The following is a 26903-nucleotide window of genomic DNA, read 5'->3' on the forward strand; positions in this document are numbered from 1 at the left end:
GTATCAACCCGGCCAAATGCCGCATCTTACCCTTAGAACGGCAGCTTGGTCTTAAAGACGTGCTCGTAAGCTGCCTTGTAGTTGGCGTCGGCCAAGAAGCCGTAGTAGGCCACACGACGTGCCCAAGCCATTTGCGAATCAACCACTTTCTTAAAGAAGGGGTCTTCGGCTGCCAACTGAGCTGTGAGCTTGTCCCATGCGTTCATCTGGGCATCAAACACCGCCTGCGGGGTCTTGACCACGCGAACTTTGTGCTCAACGATCAGCTTTTGCAGGTCACGTGAGTAGTTGTCCTGGGCTGTCCAGGCGTTCGATGACGAGGCCGCCTCAGCTGCATACTTCAGGATGGCCTGCAGATCTGCTGGCAGTGAGTTGAACTTGGTTTTGTTAAACGTGATCTCGAAGAATTCCTGCGCTTGGTGGAACGAACCCATCGAGTAGTACTTGGCCACGTCCTGAGCACCGAAACGGCTGTCAGACGTTGGGTTGTTAAATTCAAACGCATCGATCACGCCACGCTCCATGGCAGGCATGATTTCACCGCCTGGCAGCTGGGTCACGCTCATGCCCAACTCTTGCATCAGGTCAGAGGCCAGGCCCACGGTACGGTACTTGTAGCCCTTGAGCTCTTCGGCGTTACGTGGCGGCGTATCCTTGAACCAGCCCAGTGGCTGAGGCGGCATCGGGAATGCAAAGAAGGTCGTCACATTCAGCTTCAGGTTCTTGAGCAACTCGTCGTAGAGGGCCATGCCGCCGCCACGATAGATCCAGCCCAAGAGCTGTTCTGAGTTTGCGCCTGTGATGGGGCCTGAGCCAAACAGGGAAGCGACCTTTGACTTACCGTACCAGTACGCAGACACCTGGTGACCCGCATCGAGCACACCGTTGGAGACAGCATCCATCATTTCGAAGGTCTTCACCACTGAACCTGAGTTCAAGTAATCAATGCGCAGACGGCCGCCTGACATTTCATTCACGCGGTCTACATATTCCTTGGCCATCTCGTTAAAGATGTCGGTAGCACCCCAGCCACCTTGCATTTTGAGGACGATGGGCGATTGCGCCACAGAAATCATTGGGAAGCCAGCTAGCGGGGCTGCTGCAGCAACCGTACCTGCCTTCTTAAAAAACTTGCGTCGTGAGCTGACAGTCTCGTCTTGCTTGGCGACTGCGGTTTGCTGTTTGAGCTTGGCCATAAATGTCTCCATCCTTGGTGTTGAACTAACAATACAAAATCAAAAAACTAAAACTTACATGGATATAACAACAGCGTAATGATCGACCGATCTAGATAGGGGAGCAATAGGGGTTTTCGAGTAAGGAAACCTTGCCAATTTCCCTATGGAATCAGGGGTTAAGGCTTAAATTTGACCCAAGTCATTCATTCTCTGCTTTTTAAGGTTTGTTGCATCGCAACCCGAACTTGATGTCAGTCAATTCCAGGTGCTTGTGGTGTTTGATGTTTCACGCGAGGTATTGCATGTCAGAGCTTCATTTGCTAGGAATCGGTGGCAGCCTCAGACGGGCCTCTGCTAACCGTGGATTGTTGCGCGCTGCACAAGCGGTCTTGCCCGCTGGCGTGACAATGGATATTGCCGAACTGGGCGATGTGCCTTTCTACAGCAGTGACATTGGTCAAAAGCCCGAGTCAGTCAAGCGTCTCTTGGCGCAAATCGAGAGCGCACAAGGGTTGGTCTTGGCTTGCCCGGAGTACAACTACTCGATCGCACCGGCATTAAAGAATGCACTCGATTGGGCTTCGCGTGAGCCAGACAACCATCTGTTGTCTGGCAAGACGGTGGCGATCGTCGGCGCCGGTGGCGGCATGGGAACCTCGCGCGCTCAATACCATCTGCGCCAGGTGTGCGTGTATCTGAATCTGTATGTGCTCAATAAGCCAGAAGTCTTTGTCAATGCGTTCACAGGCAATTTTGATGAGCACGGCGATGTGTTAAGCGATACGGTGCGTGAACAGCTCGCTGCCCAAATGCAGGCGTTGGTGCAGTTGACTAAAAAACTGCTTTAGTGGGCTATCTAGTGAGCTATCCGGTGGACTACTCAGTGGGGTTGCGGTGAAAGTTTGGGTCTAACCCACAGCAGGCCGGGCAGCACCGAGATCGTGGCTACAAGACCATAAGCGATGCTCGCCGCCACAGCCGCATCGCTGGCCACGCCTGCCAGTGGCCAAATCAGCGCAGCGCCCGCCTCGCGCACGCCCCAGCCAGCCACGGATACTGGCAGCGCCATCACCAGCAGTGTGGCTGGCAGCACCAACAAGGCCATGTTGCCCGATAGTTCAACCCCCACTGCTTGGGCACAGGCGTAAAACGACATGAGGCTTGCCACCAGAATAAACACCGTCCAGCCTAACTGTGGCGCACGTGCCTCTTTGGCGAACCAGGCTTGGTGTATCCAGCTTGTCAGGCGTGTCAACCACGCAGGACCAGGCAGACGCCTGCCTAAGAAAACGATGAAGGCGCTCATCACTGCGACGCCAAGCCACCACATCGTGTGTGACGCAACCGTGGCACGCAGTTGCCAGGCCAGCGCCAAGACGAGCGTCACGATCATTGCCAGCTGACCAGCAAGGCGTTCGAGTATGACTGCTGCCGCAGAGGCCGCCAAGCCGGCTGCCTGCCGGTGATGCCAGGCTCGCCCGGCATCACCGAGTACGCCACCTGGCAAGGTAAAGTTGCACAACATTGATACGTAGTACTGACCGATGGCGATCGACTTGGCCATCGGTACACCAAGCTGCTTGCAGGTCAATTGCCAACGTAGCGCTGATGCAATGGTCTGTAGGGTCAAGAAAAGCCATGCGGTGACAAGCCATCCGATGTGTGCGCTCTGAAGTCTTCGCCAAGCTTGCTCGCCATCAAACCACCGCCACACCAGCCACAACAGAATCGCTGATGCCAGCAGATAGGTGAGTGCCCGCAGGCTTTGAGCAACTCGCATACGAGTCACGGATTGCCCACACTGAAAGCCTCTACAAAGCGGGTACGAAACTCATCCATGCGCCAAGCCGGTAGATTGACTGCCGGAATCAGCCCTGCGGTGAGGTCCCAGGTGTCGATCTCGGAGAGCAATTCCGGTGGGCCAATCACATGCATGGCGACATCCTGACCATCGACGCCAGAGATAAAGCGTGCCGGCTCATGATCGCCGAGCACGATGATGAGCTGTCGCCTCTGCAGGTTGTTCTGTGTGTGATGGGCGATGTAGTCAAACACGGTTTGCAAGCTGTAGTCCACTGCAAGCTTGAACTGTTCACGCACACGATCGGTGTCAGACCAGATCGTTTGCGGCGAATCACCGGCTTGTCCCATGGTGTTAAAGACACTGCCGTCACCTAACGCATCCCATGGCAGCAGTTTGGGTATGGGGGTAAATGGTGCATGGCTTGAACTCAGTGCCACTTGCACGAATAAGTTCGGCTTGGGGTTGGTTTGACGGTTGCGTTCGAGCCGATCCAACGCAGCCAAGGCGAACTGATCGGGCATCGTCACCCAGTTAAACGGCAGTCCCCCATAGCCCAAGGCATCGCTTGGGTAGATGGCATCAAACCCGAAGTAATCACCTTCTGGCCAAGCTAGGCGAATCGCAGGCATGATCGCCACAGTCCTAAAGCCTGCGGCTTTGGCATCATCAAACAAGGTGCTGCGGCCACTTTTAATCAGTGCCCGGTAACGCCCCTGGTCACTGACCCACAAGCCACTGGCCATTGTGCTGTGGGTCAACCAGCTTTGGCCACCCACCATGGGGGCTGTCAGCCAGCCTGAGCGCATCGCCAGCCCTTGGGCACTGAGTTGTTGTTGAGCTTGCTGCAGGGTAGTGGTGTGGGTGGCGGCATACATTGGGTTATCAAAACTTGATCGACCGTAGCTCTCAACGTAGATAAGAACCACGTCGTAGCCTTTAAGCTTTTGTAGTAGCCCGGTGTCATGCAAAGGGGTTGCACCATCGGCTAGGTTCTCGAACTCGCGAAGGCTGCGCAGAGTGGCCACTGGCTCGTGCACATAGCGCCAGGCCACGCGCATGGTCGAGGTATCACCCGGCGGTGGGTTAGCGAATTGCCAATGGCCGGCAACATGACCCGCATGTGCACCCGCCATCGTGGTTGATATCAGCAACCCCGCCACAGAGAGTTTGGCTAGCCGAGGGCTGGGTTGAAGCTTGAGCCACAGGCCGGTGGCTAGCCACAATACCCAGGCCAGTAAGCCGATGGCGATCAGCGTGCCCAGCAGCGTGACAAGTGCTAAGCCATAGCCGATCGACTCGGCCAGCGTGTGCCATCCTGCGATGACCAAGTTCCAGTCGATCACCAGATTAAACGGTCGGTTAAACGCCAGGTAAGTGGCAAAGTCAGCCAGCTTGAACACCGTGACGAGTATGAGTGCGATCACCAAGCCCAGATGTGTCAATTTTCCAAGTGCGCTAGTGGCTGGCAGCAACAACAAGCCCAGCAAAATTACCGGCAACTCCAGTGGCGCCATCCAGATTGTCAGCAATTCAGGTGCAATCGGGTGATTGGGCACAATCAACAACAGGTATAACAGCGCAGCGCCTGTGATGAGCCCAACGGTTTGATTGCTGCTTTTTAGTTGGGAGCCAGTGTTGGTCATTGACGCAATAACCACAGCGTGTCACGTCCAAATGACCAGGTCAGTAGTGCCATTGTGATGGCCGCAAGCCCCACCGCGACCTCGGGTGTGGTCACGGGTGCCAACATGATGGCCAGCGCTGCCACTTGAATAACGCAGATCACCTTGCGCGCAAATGATTCGGGCAGATCACCGGCGAGCTTGCGCCACTGCCAGCCAGCCAGAATAAAGATGGGTCGAAACAGGCCCAGCAGTACCACCCATGCACCCACTTTCCCGGTTTGCCAGACCAAGAGAGCCAACACAAGCGCAAGCAAGGAATCGACCTCCATGTCAAACCTCGCCCCAAAACTTGAACTGTTGCCGTAGCGCCGAGCAAGCCATCCGTCTACGCCATCTAGCGCCAACAGGAGCAAGCCGGCGATCGAGGCACCCCAGGCCAGCGTACCTTGCCAGGCATCGGGGCTCGCAAACCACAACCCCGCCAGCCAGCAAACTGCGGCTGCGCGTAACAACGTCACGGTATTGCACCAGCCAAAGTGACGATGCGGGTAATGTCGTCCTAGAAATACCAGCAGCAAAACGCCCATGGCCAACAACAGCGAAAGTGCAAGCAGCGCGCCAGCATGCTGCCAGGTGTCAATCGCTTGGGGTAAGGCAGCAAGGCTCGCCCCGACGATGGCGGCCCACAACAACAGCGCTTCGAGCGCTGCCGGATGGTGCAGTCCGAGTTGGCGATAGCGGTTCAGGTAGAGCTTGAGTGTTGACATGATGTCTTGTCCCTCTCTGATGGCGCAATGAACCTGTGGTGTTGAGTCACCGTGGCGCCAGGTGCCCTAAGAATAGTGTCAGTATAGAGGGACTTTGACAGGCAGATGAATAGTCACTAACAACTGTGTGCCTATCTATTTGGATAAGATTTTTTCTGGGTGATGACGAGACTTGCGTTTGCGTCTCGCAGCTTAGTCAGCACGGCAGTATCACCACGTCCTGACTGGCTTTCAAGATCGCATGGCTATCAAATCGCAGTTCGCCCTGGGTCTGCAGTGCCGCTGTCGCTGCGGCGGTGCCGATTTGGGCCGCCCGTATCCAGTCCGGGTTTTGTGTCAAGGACCAGACGAATCCCCCCACAAAGCTGTCTCCCGCACCCACGGTACTGGTGACTTTTACTGGCAGTGGCTCGATTCGCCAAGCGTCTTGGGCGGTGACGAGCAACGCGCCTCGTGCACCCAAAGTCAATGCGATGACTTGCGCCTGAACCTGAGCAATCAACGCTTGGCATACCGATACACCGTCTAGCGGGTCGGAGAATGTTTGATCCGTCAAAGCACAGAATTCTTCTTGACTGGGTTTAATCATGAACACGCCCGCGCCAAGCGCATGTTTTAGAGGTGCGCCACTGGTGTCAACCACGACCCGAAGTTCGGGGGCGATGCGGCGGGCGGCGCCAATAATGCTGGCGTAAAAGTCATCTGGCACACCCGGGGGCAGGCTGCCTGAAAGCACCAGGTAATCAGAGGGCAAGTGCTCACAGATCGCCGCGATGCACGCATCTTGTTCGGCGGGCGACAGACTTGGCCCGGGCAACACGAATCGATACTCATGACCCGTCTCGGACTCGTAGACGGTAAAGCATTGCCGGTTTTGTTGTTCAATGGCGGCTGTCACGCAGTCAAGACCGCTGGCAGCGAGTCGTGCGAGGATGTCTTGGCCACGACTGCCGCCAACCGGCAGCATGGCCTGACAGCTGCCGCCTAGAGAATGAATCACATGCGCAACGTTAATGCCACCACCGCCGACTTGTTCAAGCTCGGGCGTGCAACGCAGCTTGGCATGGTCGATGAGTCTGGCCACCGAGGTACTCACATCAAGCGTTGGGTTCAGCGTCACAGTCAGGACATTGGCAGGCATAGGCAAGAGATTTTATTGACTTGGAAGATAGTGAAATGAATTCAAAATGAATTCGGGTTTTTGTGGCTTTGGCTTGCTTGATCATAGCGGTTAGTCGCCACCTTTCAAACTAAGTTGGCTCTATCATGACGCTTTTGTCGGTGGGGGCAGTAGTGACGTTTGCGCCAAGTCAGGCTTCAGACAATCGGTCGCTTGCGCGTGGTTTGGAGATCTTGCGGGCTTTCAAGCCTGGCCTTAGCGCTTTAACCAACAGCGAGATTGCCGAGCGCACCGGACTGCCTCGCTCAACGGTGAGTCGGTTAACCGGCACCCTGGTTCGTGCGGGATTTTTGTTGCATGATGCAAAGCTGGGCGGCTATCGGTTAAGCGCGACCGTGGTGGGCATGTCGCACGTGATGCTCAGTGGCTCGCTGATACTGAAAGAGGCATTGCCGCTGATGCAGACAGTGGGTCGACAGATGCGAGTCAATGTGGGGCTGGCGGTGGCCGATCATGACGATATGATTTATCTTGAGAATCTGCCCTTTGGCCCCAAGGCGAGTTTGCGTAAAGTGGTGGTCGGTCAGCGGGTTCCGGTGGCGCTCACCGCGCTTGGGCGGGCGTATCTCAGTACGCTGGATCAAAAAACACTGTCACATACGTTGGCCATACTGAAGCGGCGCCATCGGCGCGATTGGGACAAACTCTATCTGCAAATCATCTCTGATATGCAAACTACCCAAGAACAAGGCTATTGTGCGGTGGCTTGGCAGCCTGGCGTGGTGTCGATCGCCGCGCCACTTGAAATCGTCAACGAACCGGTGCACTTGCTCAATATGAGTCTATATACCGACGACAGTCTTACCCGCGTGGCGCAGGTGCTCTCGCCCGCGCTTGTGCGTTTGCGAGATGCGATCTTGCTGAGGCTGGCCAAACTTGCTGTTTGAGGACTTAGTGCTTGGTGGCGTTCAGAGGATCTAAATCATCGAGGCCGTCAATGCCGTCTAGTTTTGTAGAGGTATTTGCATCATGCCCCACGCCCTCAAAGTTCGGGTTGCTTGCATCATCATCGATGTCCTCTGGCAGTTCTGGCTCCTCGAGCGCAAAAGGCAATAACATGGCCAGTTCCGGGGCGACATCAAATACCTCGCCCTCGGGGTCAAGTCGCACAAACCGCTCGTCGTGGTCAGGGGTGATTTCAATGGCCCAGAGAAAGGCGCAGTCGTAAGCGACTTTGTCTGCCTCAAGACCACCGCGCTGACCGAGCACCTGTGTGCCAGGTCCGCCCATTTGCACACGCACGATGTCCTCGCCGACGTCTTCGTCCTGATCCAGTGCTCTGGCAAAGATGACCCACTGCGCGCCCTCTGTCTCACCGACCTCAGCCAGAATGGCTGTGCCCATGTAGGCCGTTAGCGCATCGGCAGTCTTGCCCAGCATGGCAAGCTCGGGATCGGTGAACGCAAGTTCGGGTTTTGCAGTGGTCATGATGAGCAGGCTGTCTTCAGACGGTTTTAAGTTGTGATTACTGTGGCAATCCACACGGTGGTTATGGATTGCACCTACAATGTTGTATTACTTACATTGCAACACACTTATCACTCATGGCTCAATACGTTTTTACGATGAACCGGGTAGGCAAGATCGTGCCACCCAAGAAGCAAATCCTGCGTGACATCTCTTTGTCTTTTTTTCCTGGCGCCAAAATAGGCGTGCTCGGACTAAATGGTGCCGGTAAATCGACCTTGCTCAAGATCATGGCCGGCATCGACAAGGAGATCGAAGGCGAGGCGACTCCCATGCCTGGTCTGGATATTGGGTACTTGCCTCAAGAGCCGCAACTAAACCCCGATCACAGCGTGCGTGAATCGGTTGAAGAAGGCTTGGGGGCGGTAACTGCCGCGCGCAAGCGGCTAGACGAGGTCTATGCAGCGTATGCTGAGCCCGATGCAGATTTTGATGCGTTGGCAGCTGAGCAGGCCGAGCTTGAAGCCGTCATTGCCGCTGCAGCGTCGTCTGGTTCAGACGACATCGAGGCTCAGATGGAAATCGCGGCTGATGCGTTACGCTTGCCCCCCTGGGACGCCAAGATCGGCAATCTCTCCGGTGGTGAGAAACGGCGTGTGGCCTTGTGCCGTTTGCTGTTGGCAAAGCCCGATATGCTGCTGCTCGATGAGCCCACCAACCACCTTGATGCTGAAAGTGTTGATTGGCTTGAGCAATTCCTGCAGAAGTTTCCAGGCACGGTGGTCGCTGTGACTCACGACCGCTACTTTCTGGACAATGCAGCACAGTGGATTCTGGAATTGGATCGCGGCCACGGCATTCCCTGGAAAGGCAACTACAGTTCCTGGCTCGAACAAAAGGAAGATCGCTTAAAGCAGGAAGAAGCCACTGAATCAGCACGACAAAAGACCATCCGCAAGGAACTGGAGTGGGTGCGCCAGAATCCCAAAGGTCGTCAGGCCAAGGCCAAGGCGCGTATGTCACGCTTTGAAGAACTCTCCTCGCACGAATATCAAAAGCGCAACGAAACTTCAGAAATCTTCATCCCTGTAGCGGAGCGTTTGGGCAACGAAGTGGTGGAGTTCAAAAACGTCTCCAAGGCGTTTGGTGATCGTCTTTTGATTGACAACTTGAGCTTCAAAGTGCCCGCTGGCGCGATCGTGGGCATTATTGGTCCTAACGGCGCGGGTAAGTCGACGCTATTTCGCATGATCTCTGGTCAAGAGCAGCCCGATAACGGGGAAGTGGTCATTGGTCAGACCGTCAAGCTCGCGTTTGTTGATCAGTCACGCGATGCTTTGCCCAATGGCAAATCTGTGTTTGAAGCGATCTCAGATGGCGCAGACCTTTTGACGGTGGGCCGCTTTGAGATGCCTGCCCGTGCCTACCTGGGTCGCTTTAACTTCAAGGGCACGGACCAAAGCAAGCAAGTTGGCCAGTTGTCTGGTGGTGAACGTGGCCGCCTGCATTTGGCCAAGACGCTTCTGGAAGGCGGCAACCTCTTGATGCTTGACGAACCGTCAAACGACCTGGATGTTGAAACCTTGCGTGCATTGGAAGACGCATTGCTTGAGTTTGCCGGTAGTGTGATGGTCATTAGCCACGACCGCTGGTTCCTCGATCGCATTGCGACTCATATTCTGGCGTTTGAAGGCGACTCGCAAGTCGTGTTCTTTGATGGCAACTACCAGGAATACGAAGCTGACAAGAAGCGCCGCTTGGGTGAAGCGGGTGCCGCGCCCAAGCGCATTCGCTACAAGGCCTTGAAGTAGGGAACCGGCAAAAGCAAATAAGCAAAGGAGACCGTCATGATCCGACGCCTGTCAGCAGCACACTCGGTTTTACTGATCGTTGACATGCAGGCCTCGTTGATGCCGGTCATTGACCAGGGCGATCTTCGTATTGCGGCGGCTAAACGTCTGGCCGATGCGGCCAAGCTGCTAAACATCCCGGTGCTGGCCACTGAACACCTGGCCGACAAGCTCGGCCACACCGTCGAGCCCTTGCTAAGCGACCTTCAAGCCGTTTGCAACAAGACTCACTTTGACGGCACGAAAGAAGATCATTTTGAAGCGTTCATGCCGCCCGGCCGATCACAAGTCGTGGTATGCGGTGCTGAAGCGCATGTGTGTGTGATGCAAACCGCGCTTGGGGTGTTGCAAAGCGGGCGAGAGGTCTGGATGGCCTCTGATGCCTGCGGCTCACGTCACGATGAGGATCGTGTGCTTGGGCTGGGTCGACTGGCCAATGCTGGTGCTGAATTGGTGTCATCCGAGATGGTGATGTTCGAGTGGCTGGTGCACGCTGATCACCCGAAGTTTCGGGACGTGTTGGCGGTGATCAAATCCAAGGATGGGTGAGTTTGTAGCCTGGGTGTCAAGATTCCTGCTTGGGTTTGAGTGGTCTGGTACGGTTCGTTCGTGGATCACGCATACAAAACGTGTAGTGAGGTTAATCGGTAGACAAGGGGTGGTGTGTGCGCGACCGCGAGAAACATCCGTAGTCAATAAAAAAGCCCCTTTTTTGGGTTTTTTACAGGCTCAGATCGAGTCATTCAACTTGCTGTGTTTCGATCTTGATCTCAAGTGCCCCGAGTGAGTTCTAGTGCTCAGAATCGACCCAAACACGGTCGAAATTCCATCCCGCGGATGCCAAAAAATATCAGACTTTGACATATATGGATACAATGAGGTGGTAACAATGCATATTTCAAGTGTTAGGAGTCTCCCGGTGGGCATGAACATAAACCTTACTCCGTACCTCGAACGCATGGTTCGACAGAAAGTTGAGTCGGGCCTTTATACGTCGGCTAGCGAAGTACTGCGTGAAGCTCTTCGGCTTATGGAGCAGCAGGACAATTTGCAAGCGGCAAAACTCCAACAACTACGGCAAGATATTCAAGCTGGCATTGCTAGCGGCACCTCCACGGCTTGGGATTCTGAACAGATTAAGCGTAACGCGCGCGCCGCACGCCAAGGTAAGTGATACGGTGGCTCGAGTTGTATATAGGCCACTTGCTGGCGTAGACGTGACGGACATATGGAATTTCATCGCAGAGCAGAGCATTGCGCAGGCAGATGCCTGGATTGACCATTTGGAAGACAGATTGCAATTATTGGCCACGCAACCCTTAATGGGGCGCGCTCGCGAGGATTTGTATGAAAACTTGCGTAGCTATCCCTTTGGCCGGTACGTCATCTTTTACGTCCCGTTAAATGATGGCGTAGACGTAGTCCGAGTGATTCATTCAGCATGAGATATCGGACCAATGTTTGGTCTTGAGTAGCGGCGATGCTCAGGATTTGATTGCGATAACTTCGTGAGCACCAGTTAAAAAGCCCCTTGCGGGGCTTTTTAACTGGCTCAGATCGAATCACTGATCCTGCTGTATCTCGATTTTCACCTCGAGCACCTCAAGTGAATCCTGCCGTTCGAGATTGACCTTAATGTCGTTGGGATCGACCTTCACGTATTTGGATATCACCGCCACGAGTTCTTGCTGCAGCTGAGGCAGATAGTCGGGCGTGGCTTCGCTGCCGCCTGTGCGTTCGTGCGCCAGAATGATTTGCAGGCGTTCCTTGGCTACCGAGGCCGAGGTTTTTTTCTGGCCTAGAAGGAAAGACAAAAACGACATCACTTGCCTCCTAGCAGACGCTTGAACAACCCTGGCTTGTTGTATTCCACGAAGCGCAGCGGTTTTTCTTGACCGAGATAGCGATCCACGACGTCAGAGTAGGCTTCAGCCACATCGGAGCCTTTCAGGTGAATCGCGGGCAAGCCTTGGTTCGATGCCTGCAATACAGACTCGGATTCAGGAATCACGCCAATCAGTTTGATCCGTAAGATGTCTTCGATGTCTTTCAAAGACAACATTTCGCCTTCCTCGACACGCTTGGGGTTGTACCGTGTGAGCAGCAAGAACTCTTGCACAGGCTCTAAACCCTCAACTGCGCGCTTGGACTTGGAGGCAAGAATGCCAAGAATACGATCCGAATCGCGCACTGACGAGACTTCGGGGTTGGTGACCACGATCGCATCGTCAGCGAAGTAGGCTGCTAAGAGCGCGCCGGTTTCAATGCCCGCGGGCGAGTCGCAGACAATGTAGTCAAACCCCATGCCTTTTAAGTCATTGATAACTTTTTCCACACCTTCTTGCGACAGTGCGTCTTTGTCACGTGTCTGCGAAGCTGGCAAGATAAAGAGATTCTCGAGGTTCTTGTCTTTGATCAGCGCCTGATTCAAAGTGGCTTCACCTTGAATGACGTTCACAAAATCGTATACCACACGGCGCTCGCAGCCCATGATGAGGTCAAGGTTACGCAAGCCGACATCAAAGTCAATCACAGCTGTTTTAAAGCCGCGCATGGCCAGGCCTGAAGAGAAACTGGCGCTGGTGGTGGTCTTGCCTACGCCACCTTTACCTGAAGTCACCACTACGATTCGAGTCATCGCGAGCACACCCTTACGTGTCAAATTAAAAAATAATTACATCAAACATTCATTCGTCGTTAACAGCAACGTTTCGGTTAGTTGCTATTGACATTGACCTCTATTATGGCTGAATTCAGTCACCTAAGGGTTCAAGGCGCAAAGCCTGGTCCTTTAAAAACACCATGGCTGGTTTCTTGCCCAGTATTGAGGGCAGGGCTGAGTCAATCACGCGGTAAACGCCAGCCACGGCCACCAGCTCGGCATCCAGACTGGTCGTAAAAATCCTTGCCTGCGAATCTCCACGTGCACCCGCCATGGCTTTGCCGCGCAGCGGACCGTAGACGTGAATGTTGCCATCAGCAATCACTTCAGCACCTTGGCTGACTACCCCCATGACCACCAGGTCCGCATCGCGTGCGTATACGCGTTGCCCCGAGCGCAATGGGCCTTCGATCACCATCGTGGGTGAGCCAGCCGGTGCCGGCGGGGCAGCAACAGGGGCGGCGTCTTTCGCAGGCTCTGCGGCTGCCGTGTTGGCCTTGGGCACGGGTGTGGGTTTTTCTACGGGCTCGGCCACTTCGACTGCGGCCTGCGGGGCACTGACCGTCTTCTGAGTGGCATTTGAGAGTTCCACATTGGCTAGGCCGTGTTCCAGTGCGCTTTGCGCCACATCACCGGCTGCCACGATACCAATGACGGGCAATCCGTGGTTTGAAAACGCTTCCAATAGATCGTCCCAGTTTGGTGACGTTTGCAGGCTGCTGGCATCAATGACCACTGATTCCCCGGCAAAAAAGCTACCAGCATCCGCCATGCGCTGATTCAGTGACTCAATAATGGTCTCGGTGTGATCACTGTGCAGCACGGCTCTTAGGGCGTAGAGCGTGGCACTTTTAAATTCCAGGGCGGCAGTATTGGTGTTCATCGGTTACTTGACTGTATCTGTTCAGAGGAGTGTGTTGTGATTCAGGTTTTGTTGGCTTGTGCAGCCCAGGTGTCTTTCAGGGTAGTCACGCGGTTAATCACCGGTAACCCGTTTTCACTGGCTTTGGCGTCTGGGGCGAAGTAACCGAGCCGTTCAAACTGCCAGACGGCCGTGTTCAAGTCAATCCCAGGCTCGAGCCAGCCATTGACCGTTTTAACCGAATCTGGATTTAAGTGATCCAGAAAATCACCGTCGCCGGCATCCGGATAGGCTTCAGTAAAGAGTCGGTCATAAAGTCGGATTTGAGCGGCAATCGCGTGCGTGGCACTAACCCAGGTCACCGTGCCTTTGACTTTGACGGCATCAGCCCCGGGCGTGCCACTGCGGGTGTCGGGCAGATACTCGGCATGTACTTCAGTGACACGGCCATGCTCGTCTTTGATGCACCCCGTACACGTCACCACGAAGGCGTACTTCAGCCGCACTTGGTTGCCCGGGTACAGGCGGAAGTATTTCTTGGCCGGTTCTTCCATGAAATCTTCGCGTTCGATCCACAGTTCACGCGTGAAGGCAAACTCTCGCTGGCCCAATTCGGGCAGGTGAGGGTGGCGCGGGGCCTGGCACATCACGACTTGGTCTGCTGGCAGGTTTGTGATGACGAGCTTGACCGGGTCCAGAATCGCAACTGCCCGGGGGGCGACCGGATCCTGATCGTCTCTGAAGGCTTGTTCCAGCACGCTGTAGTCGATGCGCGAGTTAGCCTTTGATACGCCCGTTCTCTCACAAAACAACTTAATCGACGATGGGGTATAGCCGCGACGGCGCAAGCCCGCGATGGTCGGCATGCGTGGATCATCCCACCCTTGGACATGTCCCTCTTGCACGAGTTGCAAGAGCTTGCGTTTACTGGTCACCACATAACTCATGTTCAGCCGGGCGAACTCATACTGGTGTGGCAGCGGGCGCTTGAGCAGCCCTAAATCAGCCAGGGTGTTTAAGGTCCAGTCATAGAATGGGCGCTGATCCTCGAATTCGAGCGTGCAGATGCTGTGGGTGATGCCTTCCAAGGCGTCTTCAACCGGGTGCGCCCAGCTGTACATGGGGTAAATGCACCAGGCATCACCCGTGCGGTGATGATGGGCGTGGCGGATGCGGTAAATCACGGGGTCGCGCAGGTTGATGTTGGGCGAAGCCATGTCGATGCGCGCGCGCAGCGCCATCGCGCCATCTGGGTGCTGGCCAGCACGCATTTCAGCAAATCGCTGCAGCGACGCTTGGGCCGGTCGATCACGCCACGGGCTGTTGGTGCCAGGCGAGGTCAATGTGCCGCGATTGGTGCGCATCTGGTCTGCGCTTTGCTCATCCACGTAGGCCAGATTGGCATTGATGAGCGCACAGGCGAATTGGTACATCACCTCGAAGTAGTCGCTGGCAAAGTAGAGGTGGGATTGATCCCCCGGTTGGTCGCTGTGTTGCCAGTCATAACCCAGCCACTTGACCGCATCCATGATGGCTTCTACGTAGGCCTGTTCCTCTTTCTCAGGGTTGGTGTCATCAAAGCGCAAATGGCAAATCCCGCCGTAATGGGCTGCCATGCCAAAGTTCACCCAGATGCTTTTGGCGTGCCCGATGTGTAGAAACCCATTGGGCTCAGGCGGAAACCGTGTGCGTATGCGAGCCGAATCGATCGGTGCTTTGTCGAGCTCTCGTGCGGTGGCGGGCGGCGCTGCCCAGCGCTTGTCGCCAAACCGGTCGGCTTTCAAGTCTGCATCAATGATTTGCCGTAAAAAGTTCGACGTACTGGCTTCGTGGTGTTGGTCTGTCATCGGGCGGTGTAACTGGGATTAATAGCCTGCTGCTATGTATGCTTTAGGGTGGTTTAAACCAAAGTCACATTTTGCCACGTCCGGTCTACACTTATGGGCGATATGCAAGAAATCCAACTTCTTCTGGTGCAGACTCAGACCGTGGCCGCACAACTGGCATTTCAGATGTGTGCCTCGTTCGGACTTGCCTTGGCATGGCTGGTGGTGGCCTTGGGTCTGGTCAGGCACTCGGCCGCGCCCGCATGGCGCGGGTTGTTTGCCCTGATTGCGCGCCTGGGCGTAGCGCTCGGGTTGTTGTGGCTGGTGGTGCTGTCGATTGCCTGGCCACCGTTACTGGAACGTACAGGTAATGTGCTGGGACCGATGGTGGCGGGTCTGGCGGCCATCAGCATCTTGACTGAAGTCTTGGCTGCGCGACTTGCACGCAGTACCCACCCTCGCTTTAAGGCGGTCGCCCATGGACTAACCGCCCTGGGCATGAGCCTGGCGTTGGGATTGGCGCTTTTGCTTCAGGCTTGGCTGCTTGATCCAACAGGGGTGGCGCTGGTGGATGGGCGTTATCAGATCATTGAATGGTCTCAGATGTTTGACAGTCGCTGGTTCATGCAGGGGTTGTTGGCGGCGGTGTTTGGGGCGGTGTTGTTACTGGCGGCCTGGTTGCAAGCACCTGGTGCGCGTGAGCGCCTGACTGTGCTGGCTCTGCCAGACGATTGGCAGCGGGCGCTGTCTGCGCTTGGTATTGCCGCGCTGCTTGGCTTAATGTGGCTTGTGAGCCGCTCGGTGGGTGCCGAGTTAAATCCAGTCACCCAGACGACCCAGACGCTCTATGAGGCATTGCTGAGCGGGTCGGGTCATTGGCCCTTGCGTCTGTTGTTTGTGCTGTGGGCCTTGACGCTGGCGGGCCTGGTGAGCAGGCTGGCGGCAAGCACTCGCACCAGTGTCGCCGCAGCGCGTCTGTTGAAACTCTCGTTGTTTGCGGCACCGCTTATGTGGCTACTCGTTTATTGGCAGCTGTTTGGCAAGGCCAATCTGTCTCAATTAGCTGGATTGCCGGTCAAGGACCTGGTATCCATGCAGCCGCTTGTGGCTTTAGGGTTTGGTCTGGTGTTGGTGGTGATGGTGTTGGGCGCGGCGGTTTGGCTGCTGTGGCGGTACATCAATCGCCTTGATGAACTGGCGCGAGCCAACACAGCGATGGAGGCAACATGATTGACTCTTTGTCCGCTTCCATGGGTCTGGCTGCCACTGACCCGGTGTTCTGGATGCCGTTGGCCTTGATGTTGTTGGTCACGGTGCTGCTACTGGGGTTGCTGCTGCTTGATGGTATTGCGCTAGGTACTGGATTGCTGTTGCCTTGGGTCAGCGCTGAGCGGCGTGCCTTGTTGCTTGATTTGATTGCTCCCTGGCAGGCGGCTAACGAGCGCTGGTTGCCGATCATGTTAGGCGTGTCAATCGCAGGGTTCCCTATTGCCTGGTCGGTGATGATTGAAGGCTTGTACGTGCCATTTTTGATGCTGGTTTGCGGTGCGCTGTTGCGCAGCATTGCCATGCGACTTGCACGACACGTCTGGTTATATGGCCTGGGCAGTTTGCTTGGCGCTTTGGGGTTTGGCTTGGTGCTGGCAGCTTACGTCACAGGCCAACGGTTTCATTGGTCATTTGTGGCGTTTGATTTGGTGGTGAGCTTGGCGATGGTGGCCGCGTTTGCGCTCTTGGCTGCAAGTTGGCTCGTGATCAAACTTCAGGGTGAGTTAGCTAACCGGTTGGCCAAGCTCGCGGCCGCCGCTGCGCGCTGGACTGCTGCCGGCATGGTGGCCCTGTCGTTCATGTTGGCACTAGCCAATCCAGCTATTTTCTATAAATGGACCCATGGCAATAATCTGGAGATGGCTGGCGTTTGGTGGCTGGTCATGTTGGTGGCGTTTGTGTGGCTGGATCGTTTGTTGCGTAGCTGGGAGCACCACCATGCGCAATCCCTGCGCGTGCCCGTGTTTCTAAGCTGGTTGTTGCTGGCCCTGATGTTTGCGGGTGTGGTCTACAGTATTTTTCCGTTTCTGGTGCTCGATGAATTAACACTTTGGGATGCGGCTGCACCGGTAGCACCGTTGTCGCTGGTGGCCTTGGCTGCTGGTGTTATCGCCGTGGTGGGTTTGGCCGCACAGGTTTGGGACTATCGTCGTTTATTGGCTGTGGAATCCGGAACACAGAGACAGTGAACATGACCCAGACTGTCGATGGCGGTTTAATGGTGTCTAGCGCTCGCAGCGCCCCTGAAAAGGTACTTGGGCGTGTGTTTGGCCATCAGGCATTTCGCATGCAGCAAGCTCAAGTGATCGAGCACGTCATGGCCGGTGGCGATGCGCTGGTGTTAATGCCCACCGGTGGTGGCAAATCGCTTTGCTACCAAGTACCAGCGCTGCTGTTGGATGGCACCGCTGTGGTCGTTTCTCCTTTGATTGCCTTGATGCATGATCAAGTCCAAGCCTTGCGCGCACGTGGCGTGCGCGCGGCAAGCTTGAATTCGACCTTGACTCACGAGCAAAGCAAAGGGGTAGAGCAGTCTTTGTCTGCTGGCGAGTTGGATCTCTTGTACGTAGCGCCAGAAAGACTGGTGAGGCCACGATTGATGCAATTACTAAAAAACATCAAGGTCAGTCTCCTTGCGATTGATGAGGCACATTGTGTATCGCAATGGGGGCATGATTTCCGGCCAGAGTACCTGGCGCTTGAATCTCTGGCGGATCATTGGCCTGGCGTGCCTAGACTGGCGTTAACAGCCACGGCGACGCCGGCCACACGCAAAGATATTCTCGATCGATTGCGTCTGCCGCACGCGACCATCTTTGCCAGTGGCTTTGACAGGCCGAACATTTTTTATGAGGTTGTTGACAAGGCCGATGTGCGCGCGCAACTGCTTGCGTTCATCAACACACGTTATCGAGGGCGATCTGGCATTGTATATACCGCCTCGCGCGCGCGCGCCCAGGCACTTGCTTCATGGCTTAATCGCCATGGCATTAATGCTTTGCCATATCACGCTGGGCTTGACCGCGAGCAACGGACCAGGCATCAGGCCAGATTTGTCAGCGAGCCCGATTTGGTGATGGTAGCGACGATTGCGTTTGGCATGGGCATCGACAAGCCTGATGTGCGATTTGTCGCGCATGTGGATATGCCCAGATCGCTTGAGCATTACTACCAGGAAACTGGCCGGGTAGGACGCGATGGCCAGCCTGCGACCGCATGGATGGCTTACGGTCTGTCTGATGTGGCGCAACGCTACACCTTGGCCCGCGAGACCGAAGCAAGTGCCAGCCAGGCGCAACGTGTGATGGCCTCGTTTGATCAGATGCTGCAGTTTGCTGAGTCATTGACATGTCGTCGGGTGCAGTTGCTTGCGCACTTTGGGCAAGATAGCCATGCGTGCGGGCATTGTGACAACTGCCAAATGCTGCAAAGGGATCAACCACTCTGGGATGCAACCGAAGCAGCCCAGATGGTCTTGTCCACGGTCTATCGGCTCTGGCGTGAGCGCGGCCAGCGCTATGGCTCAGGCCACCTGATTGATATCGTGCGAGGCAAACGCACGACCAGAGTGGTTGCGCAAGGGCATGACTCGCTGTCTGTGTTCGGTGTAGGTGCGCAGTGGTCAGTGCTGACCTGGCGCAATGTGGTCAGAAGGTTGATGGCTGAGCAGATGCTCGTGACCGATGATGAGGGTTACGGCACGTTGGCGATGACACCTGCGAGCGTGCCAGTGTTTAAGGGTGAGCGCAGGCTTTGGATGCGGCGGGACTCGATAAGTCAAATGGATCGACCCGATTGAGCCTAGCTTGGCAAACCAATGCAGCGCTTGGCGGTGCTGAAACTTCATTTTTTAAGTTTTTTAACTGACACGTTTTTTTTTGTGCTTGGATTAACCTTGGACGCGTCCACTGCACAAGGGCCCGGATCGGTCACTCGTTTGATACCGATCTTGGCGAAAGTCACTGCTGCACCAGGTAACGGGGTTGTGCCTGGGCCGTCAAAGCTTCCAACTGCCATGTTAAGTTCGAAGTAAATTTCAAAAAAACCATCGTGATAATCATGATGTTTTATCAAGATTTTCGTGATCTCATCTAGGCTGTGAGCTGATTTTTGATTTACTGCTTCGTTCTCAATGGACATGATTTTCCTCCGTGCTGTTATTGGAAAGAGTTGTCCAGTGCAGTCTTTGTCCAGACCCTGAAGTAGCCGTTGTTGATTTCAGCGAAACGAACCTAAGTATTAGCTGCAGGGCGGTTCGGCTTTGATGGTCCTCATTGGCATCAAGGAAAGATCTCAGTGCTTCCACCACAATCGCATTTAATGATTTGCCGGTTTTTAAGGCCATTAGAGCGGCTCGACGGTGATCATTAGGAGGGACACGGACATTGAATTGACCCGACATTGACCTGTCTGGCGTCTTGCCTATTTCCTTACATGTTTCAAGGTAGTCGTCGACCGCGTTCTCGAACTCATACCTTAGTTTCGCCGGGTCTTTGGATTGGTAGGTAACAAGGTCGTCGATAAATAGAAGCTTTCCTACGCAGACTCCGGTATCTAGATCTATTTCTGCGCTACCAATGTAGCTTTTGTAGTGGAGTGTTTTCATGTTCGTTTTAGATGATTTGACTGTCCCGAAGCATTTGCACGATATTTTCAAGCATCCATTTTGCGACTATGGGTTGAGGATGTGGTTCATGGCAAATAATGGTTTTTGCTGTTTGGCGGTGGATGAACTTGCGTCTCGATCCTTTACCCGAGCGAAGCTCGAATCCTAAGTAGTCCAAAAGAGCCACCAGATCACTCCATCGGACATCTGACGGTGTTGGTGTTCGCTGTATTTTTTGTAGCGTCTTTTGGTACTTTGACATCGTAAAGCAACAAGTCCATTAATTGTAACTATTTTTAGTTACTTTATGAAATGAGAGCGAAGGAATTGTCCAAATCAGGATATTTCGATTCCGCGCTAGACCCGTAAAAACGGGCCCAAACAGCTATTCGCAGTCATTAGGTTGACAATATTATAATGATTGTCAAAAAACTAATCGTTTCGTTGGGGTGACTCACTGAATGTTGCAGGCACGCAAGCAGGGGACTAACCGCCGGTATATTTTTTTCGTGTAACCGGCGCGATCCTTAGCGAATGAATCCGTTAAGGCTTAAAACAACTCGCCACTGGCCGCACCGCTCTTGGGTGGCGTGAGCCCCAGATGGCGCCAGGTTGTTTGCGTGGCCACCCGCCCACGCGGGGTACGCTGTAGAAATCCGTTTTGAATGAGATAGGGCTCAATCACATCCTCGATGGTGTCGCGCTCTTCACCGATGGCTGCTGCCAGGCTTTCGACGCCGACCGGGCCACCATCGAATTTGTGTACGATGGCTTCGAGCAGTTTACGGTCCATCAGGTCTAGTCCGGATGGGTCGACTTCAAGCATGCCCAATGCTTGGGCGGCGATGTCTTGGCTGATGATGCCATTGCCCTTGACTTGGGCAAAGTCGCGAACTCGTCGTAACAATCGGTTGGCGATTCGAGGGGTACCACGTGATCGACGAGCGATTTCTGCGGCGCCATCAGGCTCGATCTCGGCTTGCAGCAGCTTGGCATTGCGGGTGACGATACGGGCGAGTTCGTCGTGGCTGTAGAAATCAAGTCGTGAGACGATGCCAAACCGATCGCGCAAGGGATTGGTGAGCATGCCGGCGCGGGTGGTTGCACCCACCAGCGTGAAAGGTTGCAAGTCAAGCTTGACGCTTCGGGCGGCTGGCCCCTCGCCAATCAGAATATCGATCTGGAAATCTTCAAGCGCCGGGTAGAGAATTTCTTCGACCACAGGCGAGAGTCGGTGGATTTCGTCGATAAATAGAACGTCGTTTTTTTCCAGGTTCGTCAATAAGGCGGCAAGGTCGCCAGCACGCTCAAGCACGGGCCCGGAGGTTTGGCGCAGGTTCACCCCCATCTCGTAGGCCACGATGTGAGCCAGCGTGGTTTTGCCGAGCCCCGGGGGGCCAAACAGCAAAACGTGATCGAGCGCTTCACTGCGCCCGCGCGCGGCTTGAATAAAAATCTGCAGCTGATCACGCACAGTTTGCTGACCCACGTAGTCCTCGAGCGCTTTCGGTCGCAAAGCGCGCTCAACTGACTCCTCGTTGGGCGTTTGGCTAGTGGCGTCCACCAGCCGGGTAGCGGGGCCTGCCCCGGTAAATTGATCAGACTGAATGGCCATGGAATTGTTTGGAGAAGATGCTTGCAACAATCGTACACTATCGGGAGGTTGCTTCGAGGATTTAAGGACACAGATCGCCATGCCTAGTTCCCCACCAAACATTGAACAGTCTTCATTACCCAACTACGCGGGTGTTGAACGTGCATCCCGTACTTTGGCGGGTGTGGCGCATCGCACGCCCGTGCTTAATAGCAATTCCCTGAATCAGGCGCTCGGCGCCGAGGTCTTTTTTAAGTGTGAACCAATGCAGCGCACTGGCGCATTCAAGTTCAGGGGGGCGTTTAATGCCTTGTCTAACCTGACATCTGACGAACGCGCCGCTGGAGTAGTGGCCTACTCGTCGGGTAATCATGCGCAGGCCATCGCAGCGTCCGGCCAGATTCTGGGGGTCAGCACTACCATAGTGATGCCGCATGATGCACCGACTGCTAAGCGGGCAGCCACCGAGGGTTATGGTGCCAAGATTGTGGCCTACGACCGATATACAGAAAACCGCGACGAGATCGCCGCCGATTTGGCCAAACGTCATGGTTACACGGTGATCCCACCGTTTAATCATCCTGATGTCATCTGCGGCCAGGGCACCGCGGGCAAGGAGCTGTTTGAAGACGTGGGACAGCTCGATGCGCTACTCGTATGCTTAGGCGGTGGTGGTTTGCTGTCCGGATGTGCTTTAGCAGCTTCGGTGCTAAGTCCCAATTGCAAAGTCTATGGGGTCGAGCCTGAGGCAGGCGACGATGTGCGCCAGTCGTTGCAGGCGGGCAAGATCGTGTCGATTCCGACCCCCAAGTCGATTGCTGACGGCGCGGTCACCTCAGCGCCTGGTGAGATGACGTTTGCGTTGATGCGGCAGTACGTGACCGATATTCTGACCGTGTCCGATGCGCAGCTAGTACTTGCCATGCGCTGGTTTGCGCAGCGGTTAAAGTTAGTGGTGGAACCGACGGGATGCCTGGCAGCCGCGGCCGTACTGCAGCGTGTCTTGCCCATCGAACCCGGTATGCGAATTGGCGTGATTGTCAGCGGTGGTAATGTAGATCTGGCAAGCTATGGGGCATTTCTGTCAGATCCCAAATGGGACACTGGCCCGTGGATCGCGAGCAAATAACAAGGAGAAGTGGTCATGCGTATTTTGGTGATTGGTGGCACCGGTTTTATCGGGCAACATGTGGTAGCCAAACTAGCCGCACGTGGTGACAAGGTGTTCGTGCCCACCAGACGGTTGCGCCATGCCCGTGACTTGATGGTCCATCCGACTGTCACCATCATGCCGGGCGACGTCCACGACGAGTCCGTACTTAATTCGCTGGTTCAAGGCATGGATGCGGTCATCAATCTGGTGGGTGTGTTGCACAGTCCGTCAGGACAGCCCTACGGTCCAGCCTTTGATGCGGCACACGTGAAGCTGCCAGCGGCGATTGCGCGCGCGTGTGCAACTCACGGGGTGAAGCGGCTTGTGCATGTCAGTGCGCTTGGGGCGAGTGCCAATGGCTCGAGCCAGTACTCAAGGTCAAAGGCGGCCGGTGAGGCGGCGATTGCCGAGGTGGCTGCACAAACACCTGAACTGTGCACGACGATTTTTAGACCTTCGGTGGTGTTTGGTCCAGGGGATAAGTTCATGAACATGTTTGCCGGTCTGGCAAAATGGTTTTTCGTGTTGCCCTTGGCGGGCAGTAAAGCCCGTCTGCAGCCGGTTTATGTTGAAGATGTGGCTCAAGCGATCGTGAATTGCCTCGATCAAAAGGGTACTTGCGGCCAGACATACGACCTCGCCGGCCCCGAGGTCTATACCCTTGGGGAACTAGTGGCGCTGGCAGCCAAGTACAGCGGCCATCCGCGACCAGTGGTTGATTTACCCATGGGCATTGGGCGCATGCAGGCCTGGTTCTTCGAGTGTCTGCCAGGTGAGCCCTTGATGTCACGCGACAATCTCGATTCATTGCAAACTGACAACGTCAGTGATCACCCCATGGATCCGATTCTGGGTGTAGTAGCCACGCCCCTCGAGGCGGTGGCACCGAGATACCTCAAGTCCTACTGATTGCTTGAGCAGGCCGGATGTCAAACGGTTTGCTGAAAGTGGTTTTTAAATGTTTTTGTTGGAGATTTCATGGCACGCATTCCGTACGCCGATCTGACCCGAGAAGAAGTTCAGCCCCTGGTGCAAAAAATAAAGGCTGAGCGTGGTGAAGTTCTACACCTATATCGCATGCTGATGCACAGCGTGCCGGTGGCCACTGGCTGGCTAGGCTATCTGACGGCGATTCGCCAGCAGTGCAAGCTGTCAGCAGCCTTGCGTGAACTGGTGATTATGCGCGTAGCGCATATCAACGGTGCGCCCTATGAAGCCGATCAGCATAGGCCCTTCGCCCTGAAAGCCGGCGTGACCGAAGCTCAGCTCAATGCCTTGGCTAATTGGCGTGCCGACGAGAGCGTGTTTGACCAGACTCAACGTGATGTGTTGGCGTATACCGATGCCATGACCACCCATGTGCATGTGCCTGATGAGGTCGCGACTGCCGTACGCCAGCACTTTGACCATGAGCAATTGGTCGAGTTAACTGCCACGATTGCAGCCTACAACATGGTCTCACGATTTCTGGAGGCGATGCAGATCCACTCGGATGACCGACCCGATTGAACTAGCCGACTGATTAGCGTGCGAGTGCTTTGAGGGCTAGGCGTATGCCTTCGGACACCTCTACGCCGGCTGGCAGCGTTTTAATCGCTGCCAGCGACTCCTTGTCTGAGTAGCCGAGTGCGGTCAAGGCCTGCAGGATGTCAGTCTCATGCGAGGTGCCCACTGCGGTGGCAATGTTGTCGGCACCGAGCTTGCCTTTGAGTTCGAGTAGCAGTCGTTCAGCTGTTTTTTTGCCGATACCAGGTACTTTGGTCAAACGTCCGGTTTCTTGCAAGGTAACGGCTTGCGCAAGCTCTGCCACTGACAGTCCGGAGAGCACCGCGAGCGCGGTTCTGGCGCCAATGCCGGTGACTTTAATGAGTTCTCTAAAAGTCTGGCGCTCTTGCTGTGTCGCAAAGCCAAACAGAATGTGGGCGTCTTCACGCACCACGAGATGGGTCAATAGCGTGACCTTGGCACCAACCTCGGGCAGATCGTAGAGCGTGGTCATCGAGACCTCAATGTCATAGCCCACGCCGTTGACATCAAGGCCAATTCGCGGAGGGGCTTTTTCAAACAAGGTGCCAGTTAATCTTCCGATCATGCCAGGTCTCGAATAGGTTTGCTATCTGTGCGGGTATTCTGTGTGGTCACAGATGACATATTAAAGCCCACGCCGGAATCTGCCACCTTTGACACTTGAGCGCGATGATCGGGCGGCCACTGTCCGCCAGCCTTGACCGGTTAGCGCTTGCCCCAGTGGGGCAGTATGGGCATGACAAATGGCGCATGCCAAGGCGTCAGCCGGATCAGGCGCGGGCACCCCCTCGAGGCTTAGCAACTGTTGCACCATCATCTGCACTTGTTCCTTGGCAGCTTTGCCATGGCCCACTACCGATTTTTTGACTTGCAAGGCTGTGTATTCATGCACGGTCAGTCCACTGTCGGCCAGGGCACACATCGCCGCACCTCGAGCTTGGCCCAGCAGGAGGGTAGACTGCGGATTGGTATTGACGAACACAATCTCCAGCGCCGCCACATCAGGTTGTGTTTGTCGGACAACTTCACGCAAATTGTCAAGAATGACTTTCAGGCGTTCAGGCAAGGAGACATCGCTTGGTACGATGATGGTGCCGCTTGCGACATATGTCAGGCGACTGCCATGGCTATCAATGACACCGAAGCCTGTGCGTCTTAATCCAGGGTCTACTCCAAGTATGCGCATGATTGGTCAGTGCTTGAGCGCCAGACTTAATGACGGAAATGACGCATGCCAGTCAACACCATCACTACGTCGCGCTCATCAGCCGCGGCAATCACCTCAGCATCACGCATGCTGCCTCCGGGTTGGATCACGCAGGTGGCTCCCGCATCGACCACCACATCGAGCCCGTCACGGAACGGGAAGAACGCGTCTGAAGCCACGGCGCTGCCGCGAAGATCAAGCCCGGCGTTCTCTGCCTTGATCGAGGCGATACGGGCCGAATCTACCCGACTCATCTGACCTGCACCGACGCCAAGTGTCATGCCGTTGCCGGTGAATACGATGGCGTTGGACTTGACGAATTTCGCCACGCGCCATGCAAACAGCAAGTCCTGCATTTGCTCAGCCGTGGGTTGGCGCTTGCTGACCACTCGTAACTCGTCTTCGTTGAGCAATTGCCAGTCAGGCGTTTGGATCAACCAGCCGCCACCGACACGTTTGACATCAATGTCGTTATGCGCGGGGCCCATGGGAATTTCAAGTACACGCACGTTTTTCTTGTGTTGCAAGACCGCAAGCGCAGCCCCATCAAAACCGGGTGCAATCAGCACTTCGAGAAACTGGCTGGATACGGCTTCGGCGGTCGCCGCATCGATGGGGCGGTTAAACGCGATGATGCCGCCAAATGCCGAGGTCGGGTCAGTGCGGAATGCTTTTTCATAGGCGCGGTAGGTGTCTTCGCCGATAGCTACACCGCAAGGATTGGCGTGCTTGACAATCACACACGCTGGTTTGTCAAAGCTTCTGACACAATCCCATGCCGCATCGGCATCAGCAATGTTGTTGTAGGACAGCTCTTTGCCCTGTAGCTGTTTGTAGTGACCCAAGAGTCCGGTAGGCACACTTGGGTCGCGGTAAAAGGCAGCAATCTGTTGTGGGTTTTCGCCGTAACGCAAAATCTGTTCGCGTTTGAGTTGCAAGGTCAGCGTGCGTGGCCAGGTCTCGCGTTCAGGTGTTTGTTGCAGCGCAGGTTCGGCATCTGCCAAGCTTGTCAGGTAAGCCGCAATCGCGCCGTCATAGGCGCTGGTATGCGCGTAAACCTTGGCAGCAAGCTCTAGGCGTAAGGCGAAACTGGTCTGGTTCTTGTGCTCATCCATGTCTGATAGCACTCGCGAGTAGTCGGTCGGGTCTATCACGACCGTGACACCACCGGCGCGATTGCCATGGTTTTTAGCGGCAGCTCTGAGCATTGCTGGTCCACCAATATCGATGTTCTCTACTGCATCGTCAAACGAGCAATCCGCCTTGGCGACCGTTTCGCGAAACGGATAAAGATTCACCACCAGCAGGTCGATGCGATCAATCCCATGCTTTTTCAGTGTCTGCATGTGCTCTTCGGTGTCACGCCGAGCAAGTAGGCCGCCGTGAATCTTGGGATGCAGGGTCTTGACACGACCGTCCAGAATCTCCGGCGAGCCCGTGTGTTTGGCCACCTCGGTGACCGGCAAGCCGGCATCGGCTAGTAATTTGGCTGTGCCACCCGTGGATAACAGGCGCACGCCACGCTGATGCAGCGATTGTGCAAATGGCACGACGCCGGACTTGTCAGAAACGGAAATCAAAGCGGTTTGGATTTTCATGATGAGGCA

At 55.2% G+C, this 26903-nt stretch carries 29 protein-coding genes; 12 read left to right on the top strand and 17 right to left on the bottom strand.

Annotated elements, in window-relative coordinates; all coding sequences use genetic code 11:
- Positions 1-32: 32 nt before the first annotated feature.
- Positions 33-1196 carry a TRAP transporter substrate-binding protein gene (locus DHf2319_RS05315; RefSeq protein ID WP_243479771.1) on the bottom strand — a complete coding sequence of 388 codons (1164 nt, stop codon included), beginning with the start codon at positions 1194-1196 and terminating at the stop codon, positions 33-35.
- A 284-nt stretch (positions 1197-1480) separates the two neighbouring features.
- Between DHf2319_RS05315 and DHf2319_RS05320 the strand changes: the two genes are divergently transcribed.
- Positions 1481-2026: an NADPH-dependent FMN reductase gene (locus DHf2319_RS05320; RefSeq protein WP_243479772.1), complete on the top strand. Its 546-nt coding sequence runs from the start codon at positions 1481-1483 to the stop codon at positions 2024-2026.
- A 32-nt stretch (positions 2027-2058) separates the two neighbouring features.
- On the opposite strand, the gene DHf2319_RS05325 is transcribed toward DHf2319_RS05320, so the two are convergent.
- The 4 genes from DHf2319_RS05325 to DHf2319_RS05340 form a co-directional block, all read right to left on the bottom strand.
- Positions 2059-2958 carry a lysylphosphatidylglycerol synthase transmembrane domain-containing protein gene (locus DHf2319_RS05325; RefSeq protein ID WP_243480018.1) on the bottom strand — a complete coding sequence of 300 codons (900 nt, stop codon included), beginning with the start codon at positions 2956-2958 and terminating at the stop codon, positions 2059-2061.
- A 5-nt stretch (positions 2959-2963) separates the two neighbouring features.
- Positions 2964-4625 (bottom strand): LTA synthase family protein, encoded by a 1662-nt coding sequence (locus tag DHf2319_RS05330; RefSeq protein WP_243479773.1) that lies wholly within the window; start codon positions 4623-4625, stop codon positions 2964-2966.
- A complete protein-coding gene (locus DHf2319_RS05335; RefSeq protein ID WP_243479774.1) occupies positions 4622-5374 on the bottom strand; it encodes a CDP-alcohol phosphatidyltransferase family protein in 753 nt (250 codons plus the stop codon). Before DHf2319_RS05335 ends, DHf2319_RS05330 begins: the two co-directional genes overlap by 4 nt.
- A gap of 196 nt (positions 5375-5570) precedes the next feature.
- Positions 5571-6515 (bottom strand): 1-phosphofructokinase family hexose kinase, encoded by a 945-nt coding sequence (locus DHf2319_RS05340; RefSeq protein WP_243479775.1) that lies wholly within the window; start codon positions 6513-6515, stop codon positions 5571-5573.
- 125 nt (positions 6516-6640) lie between these two features.
- On the opposite strand from DHf2319_RS05340, the gene DHf2319_RS05345 reads away from it, so the two are divergent.
- Entirely contained in the window at positions 6641-7441 is an 801-nt protein-coding gene (locus tag DHf2319_RS05345; RefSeq protein ID WP_243479776.1) for an IclR family transcriptional regulator, read from the top strand.
- 4 nt (positions 7442-7445) lie between these two features.
- Here the strand turns inward: DHf2319_RS05345 and DHf2319_RS05350 are convergent, their stop codons facing one another.
- Positions 7446-7982, bottom strand: a complete 537-nt coding sequence (locus tag DHf2319_RS05350; protein ID WP_243479777.1) for a hypothetical protein — start codon at positions 7980-7982, stop codon at positions 7446-7448.
- Positions 7983-8098: 116 nt separating this feature from the next.
- Here DHf2319_RS05350 and ettA point away from each other — a divergent pair, with 116 nt between their 5' ends.
- The 4 genes from ettA to DHf2319_RS05370 all read left to right on the top strand — a co-directional run bounded on the left by ettA (position 8099) and on the right by DHf2319_RS05370 (position 11256).
- Positions 8099-9772 (top strand): energy-dependent translational throttle protein EttA, encoded by a 1674-nt coding sequence (gene ettA, locus DHf2319_RS05355; RefSeq protein WP_243479778.1) that lies wholly within the window; start codon positions 8099-8101, stop codon positions 9770-9772.
- A gap of 36 nt (positions 9773-9808) precedes the next feature.
- Positions 9809-10360 (top strand): isochorismatase family protein, encoded by a 552-nt coding sequence (locus tag DHf2319_RS05360; protein ID WP_243479779.1) that lies wholly within the window; start codon positions 9809-9811, stop codon positions 10358-10360.
- Between the two features lie 376 nt (positions 10361-10736).
- Positions 10737-10985 (top strand): type II toxin-antitoxin system ParD family antitoxin, encoded by a 249-nt coding sequence (locus tag DHf2319_RS05365; RefSeq protein ID WP_243479780.1) that lies wholly within the window; start codon positions 10737-10739, stop codon positions 10983-10985.
- A gap of 4 nt (positions 10986-10989) precedes the next feature.
- Positions 10990-11256, top strand: a complete 267-nt coding sequence (locus DHf2319_RS05370) for a type II toxin-antitoxin system RelE/ParE family toxin (protein WP_243479781.1) — start codon at positions 10990-10992, stop codon at positions 11254-11256.
- A gap of 117 nt (positions 11257-11373) precedes the next feature.
- Here the strand turns inward: DHf2319_RS05370 and minE are convergent, their stop codons facing one another.
- The 4 genes from minE to DHf2319_RS05390 form a co-directional block, all read right to left on the bottom strand.
- Entirely contained in the window at positions 11374-11634 is a 261-nt protein-coding gene (minE, locus tag DHf2319_RS05375) for a cell division topological specificity factor MinE (protein ID WP_243479782.1), read from the bottom strand.
- A complete protein-coding gene (gene minD, locus DHf2319_RS05380) occupies positions 11634-12449 on the bottom strand; it encodes a septum site-determining protein MinD (protein WP_243479783.1) in 816 nt (271 codons plus the stop codon). The genes minE and minD overlap by 1 nt, the downstream gene beginning before the upstream one ends.
- Before the next feature lie 115 nt (positions 12450-12564).
- Positions 12565-13356: a septum site-determining protein MinC gene (minC, locus tag DHf2319_RS05385; RefSeq protein ID WP_243479784.1), complete on the bottom strand. Its 792-nt coding sequence runs from the start codon at positions 13354-13356 to the stop codon at positions 12565-12567.
- 41 nt (positions 13357-13397) lie between these two features.
- Positions 13398-15182 carry a glutamine--tRNA ligase/YqeY domain fusion protein gene (locus tag DHf2319_RS05390; RefSeq protein ID WP_243479785.1) on the bottom strand — a complete coding sequence of 595 codons (1785 nt, stop codon included), beginning with the start codon at positions 15180-15182 and terminating at the stop codon, positions 13398-13400.
- Positions 15183-15275: 93 nt separating this feature from the next.
- Between DHf2319_RS05390 and DHf2319_RS05395 the strand changes: the two genes are divergently transcribed.
- From DHf2319_RS05395 to recQ, 3 genes are read left to right on the top strand one after another with little or no spacing between them, the layout of a single operon-like run.
- Positions 15276-16391, top strand: a complete 1116-nt coding sequence (locus DHf2319_RS05395) for a hypothetical protein (protein WP_243479786.1) — start codon at positions 15276-15278, stop codon at positions 16389-16391.
- The gene (locus DHf2319_RS05400) at positions 16388-17398 is read left to right on the top strand and encodes a cytochrome d ubiquinol oxidase subunit II (protein WP_243479787.1); all 1011 of its coding nucleotides are present in this window, start codon (positions 16388-16390) and stop codon (positions 17396-17398) included. The genes DHf2319_RS05395 and DHf2319_RS05400 overlap by 4 nt, the downstream gene beginning before the upstream one ends.
- A gap of 2 nt (positions 17399-17400) precedes the next feature.
- Positions 17401-19008: a DNA helicase RecQ gene (gene recQ, locus DHf2319_RS05405; RefSeq protein ID WP_243479788.1), complete on the top strand. Its 1608-nt coding sequence runs from the start codon at positions 17401-17403 to the stop codon at positions 19006-19008.
- A 44-nt stretch (positions 19009-19052) separates the two neighbouring features.
- Here recQ and DHf2319_RS05410 read toward each other — a convergent pair whose 3' ends face one another.
- The 4 genes from DHf2319_RS05410 to ruvB form a co-directional block, all read right to left on the bottom strand.
- On the bottom strand, positions 19053-19349 hold the full coding sequence (locus DHf2319_RS05410) for a hypothetical protein (RefSeq protein WP_243479789.1): 297 nt from the start codon (positions 19347-19349) through the stop codon (positions 19053-19055).
- The gene (locus tag DHf2319_RS13170) at positions 19339-19815 is read right to left on the bottom strand and encodes a type II toxin-antitoxin system HicB family antitoxin (protein ID WP_369810224.1); all 477 of its coding nucleotides are present in this window, start codon (positions 19813-19815) and stop codon (positions 19339-19341) included. Before DHf2319_RS13170 ends, DHf2319_RS05410 begins: the two co-directional genes overlap by 11 nt.
- 7 nt (positions 19816-19822) lie before the next feature.
- Positions 19823-20077 (bottom strand): type II toxin-antitoxin system HicA family toxin, encoded by a 255-nt coding sequence (locus DHf2319_RS13175; protein WP_369810225.1) that lies wholly within the window; start codon positions 20075-20077, stop codon positions 19823-19825.
- Between the two features lie 288 nt (positions 20078-20365).
- Positions 20366-21430 (bottom strand): Holliday junction branch migration DNA helicase RuvB, encoded by a 1065-nt coding sequence (gene ruvB, locus DHf2319_RS05415; RefSeq protein ID WP_243479790.1) that lies wholly within the window; start codon positions 21428-21430, stop codon positions 20366-20368.
- A 79-nt stretch (positions 21431-21509) separates the two neighbouring features.
- Between ruvB and DHf2319_RS05420 the strand changes: the two genes are divergently transcribed.
- The 3 genes from DHf2319_RS05420 (at position 21510) to DHf2319_RS05430 (ending at position 24071) form a co-directional block, all read left to right on the top strand.
- Positions 21510-22538: a threo-3-hydroxy-L-aspartate ammonia-lyase gene (locus DHf2319_RS05420; protein ID WP_243479791.1), complete on the top strand. Its 1029-nt coding sequence runs from the start codon at positions 21510-21512 to the stop codon at positions 22536-22538.
- 15 nt (positions 22539-22553) lie between these two features.
- Positions 22554-23471 (top strand): complex I NDUFA9 subunit family protein, encoded by a 918-nt coding sequence (locus tag DHf2319_RS05425; RefSeq protein WP_243479792.1) that lies wholly within the window; start codon positions 22554-22556, stop codon positions 23469-23471.
- A gap of 69 nt (positions 23472-23540) precedes the next feature.
- Positions 23541-24071, top strand: coding sequence for a carboxymuconolactone decarboxylase family protein (locus DHf2319_RS05430; RefSeq protein ID WP_243479793.1), 531 nt, complete (start codon positions 23541-23543; stop codon positions 24069-24071).
- Between the two features lie 13 nt (positions 24072-24084).
- Here DHf2319_RS05430 and ruvA read toward each other — a convergent pair whose 3' ends face one another.
- From ruvA to purH, 3 genes are read right to left on the bottom strand one after another with little or no spacing between them, the layout of a single operon-like run.
- Entirely contained in the window at positions 24085-24654 is a 570-nt protein-coding gene (ruvA, locus tag DHf2319_RS05435) for a Holliday junction branch migration protein RuvA (protein ID WP_243479794.1), read from the bottom strand.
- A gap of 60 nt (positions 24655-24714) precedes the next feature.
- Complete coding sequence (gene ruvC, locus DHf2319_RS05440) at positions 24715-25275, bottom strand: crossover junction endodeoxyribonuclease RuvC (RefSeq protein WP_243479795.1); 561 nt, start codon at positions 25273-25275, stop codon at positions 24715-24717.
- A gap of 26 nt (positions 25276-25301) precedes the next feature.
- The gene (gene purH, locus DHf2319_RS05445; protein WP_243479796.1) at positions 25302-26894 is read right to left on the bottom strand and encodes a bifunctional phosphoribosylaminoimidazolecarboxamide formyltransferase/IMP cyclohydrolase; all 1593 of its coding nucleotides are present in this window, start codon (positions 26892-26894) and stop codon (positions 25302-25304) included.
- Positions 26895-26903: the final 9 nt, after the last annotated feature.

Origin of the sequence: Orrella daihaiensis (genome assembly GCF_022811525.1) — a bacterium.
GTDB classification, from domain to species: Bacteria; Pseudomonadota; Gammaproteobacteria; order Burkholderiales; family Burkholderiaceae_B; genus Algicoccus; species Algicoccus daihaiensis.

What these genes read in the sequence shown, in the direction of transcription:
- DHf2319_RS05325 (WP_243480018.1), bottom strand. Translation starts at nt 2,958, where the DNA reads ATGCGAGTTGCTCAAAGCCTGCGGGCACTCACCTATCTGCTGGCATCA.
- recQ (WP_243479788.1), top strand. Translation starts at nt 17,401, where the DNA reads ATGACCCAGACTGTCGATGGCGGTTTAATGGTGTCTAGCGCTCGCAGC.
- DHf2319_RS05390 (WP_243479785.1), bottom strand. Translation starts at nt 15,182, where the DNA reads ATGACAGACCAACACCACGAAGCCAGTACGTCGAACTTTTTACGGCAA.
- minE (WP_243479782.1), bottom strand. Translation starts at nt 11,634, where the DNA reads ATGTCGTTTTTGTCTTTCCTTCTAGGCCAGAAAAAAACCTCGGCCTCG.
- DHf2319_RS05430 (WP_243479793.1), top strand. Translation starts at nt 23,541, where the DNA reads ATGGCACGCATTCCGTACGCCGATCTGACCCGAGAAGAAGTTCAGCCC.
- ettA (WP_243479778.1), top strand. Translation starts at nt 8,099, where the DNA reads ATGGCTCAATACGTTTTTACGATGAACCGGGTAGGCAAGATCGTGCCA.
- DHf2319_RS05365 (WP_243479780.1), top strand. Translation starts at nt 10,737, where the DNA reads ATGAACATAAACCTTACTCCGTACCTCGAACGCATGGTTCGACAGAAA.
- minD (WP_243479783.1), bottom strand. Translation starts at nt 12,449, where the DNA reads ATGACTCGAATCGTAGTGGTGACTTCAGGTAAAGGTGGCGTAGGCAAG.
- DHf2319_RS05410 (WP_243479789.1), bottom strand. Translation starts at nt 19,349, where the DNA reads ATGTCCATTGAGAACGAAGCAGTAAATCAAAAATCAGCTCACAGCCTA.
- DHf2319_RS05335 (WP_243479774.1), bottom strand. Translation starts at nt 5,374, where the DNA reads ATGTCAACACTCAAGCTCTACCTGAACCGCTATCGCCAACTCGGACTG.
- DHf2319_RS05420 (WP_243479791.1), top strand. Translation starts at nt 21,510, where the DNA reads ATGCCTAGTTCCCCACCAAACATTGAACAGTCTTCATTACCCAACTAC.
- DHf2319_RS05315 (WP_243479771.1), bottom strand. Translation starts at nt 1,196, where the DNA reads ATGGCCAAGCTCAAACAGCAAACCGCAGTCGCCAAGCAAGACGAGACT.
- DHf2319_RS05320 (WP_243479772.1), top strand. Translation starts at nt 1,481, where the DNA reads ATGTCAGAGCTTCATTTGCTAGGAATCGGTGGCAGCCTCAGACGGGCC.
- minC (WP_243479784.1), bottom strand. Translation starts at nt 13,356, where the DNA reads ATGAACACCAATACTGCCGCCCTGGAATTTAAAAGTGCCACGCTCTAC.
- DHf2319_RS05340 (WP_243479775.1), bottom strand. Translation starts at nt 6,515, where the DNA reads ATGCCTGCCAATGTCCTGACTGTGACGCTGAACCCAACGCTTGATGTG.
- DHf2319_RS05400 (WP_243479787.1), top strand. Translation starts at nt 16,388, where the DNA reads ATGATTGACTCTTTGTCCGCTTCCATGGGTCTGGCTGCCACTGACCCG.
- purH (WP_243479796.1), bottom strand. Translation starts at nt 26,894, where the DNA reads ATGAAAATCCAAACCGCTTTGATTTCCGTTTCTGACAAGTCCGGCGTC.
- DHf2319_RS13170 (WP_369810224.1), bottom strand. Translation starts at nt 19,815, where the DNA reads ATGAAAACACTCCACTACAAAAGCTACATTGGTAGCGCAGAAATAGAT.
- ruvA (WP_243479794.1), bottom strand. Translation starts at nt 24,654, where the DNA reads ATGATCGGAAGATTAACTGGCACCTTGTTTGAAAAAGCCCCTCCGCGA.
- DHf2319_RS05350 (WP_243479777.1), bottom strand. Translation starts at nt 7,982, where the DNA reads ATGACCACTGCAAAACCCGAACTTGCGTTCACCGATCCCGAGCTTGCC.
- DHf2319_RS13175 (WP_369810225.1), bottom strand. Translation starts at nt 20,077, where the DNA reads ATGTCAAAGTACCAAAAGACGCTACAAAAAATACAGCGAACACCAACA.
- DHf2319_RS05345 (WP_243479776.1), top strand. Translation starts at nt 6,641, where the DNA reads ATGACGCTTTTGTCGGTGGGGGCAGTAGTGACGTTTGCGCCAAGTCAG.
- DHf2319_RS05360 (WP_243479779.1), top strand. Translation starts at nt 9,809, where the DNA reads ATGATCCGACGCCTGTCAGCAGCACACTCGGTTTTACTGATCGTTGAC.
- ruvC (WP_243479795.1), bottom strand. Translation starts at nt 25,275, where the DNA reads ATGCGCATACTTGGAGTAGACCCTGGATTAAGACGCACAGGCTTCGGT.
- ruvB (WP_243479790.1), bottom strand. Translation starts at nt 21,430, where the DNA reads ATGGCCATTCAGTCTGATCAATTTACCGGGGCAGGCCCCGCTACCCGG.
- DHf2319_RS05425 (WP_243479792.1), top strand. Translation starts at nt 22,554, where the DNA reads ATGCGTATTTTGGTGATTGGTGGCACCGGTTTTATCGGGCAACATGTG.
- DHf2319_RS05395 (WP_243479786.1), top strand. Translation starts at nt 15,276, where the DNA reads ATGGGCGATATGCAAGAAATCCAACTTCTTCTGGTGCAGACTCAGACC.
- DHf2319_RS05330 (WP_243479773.1), bottom strand. Translation starts at nt 4,625, where the DNA reads ATGACCAACACTGGCTCCCAACTAAAAAGCAGCAATCAAACCGTTGGG.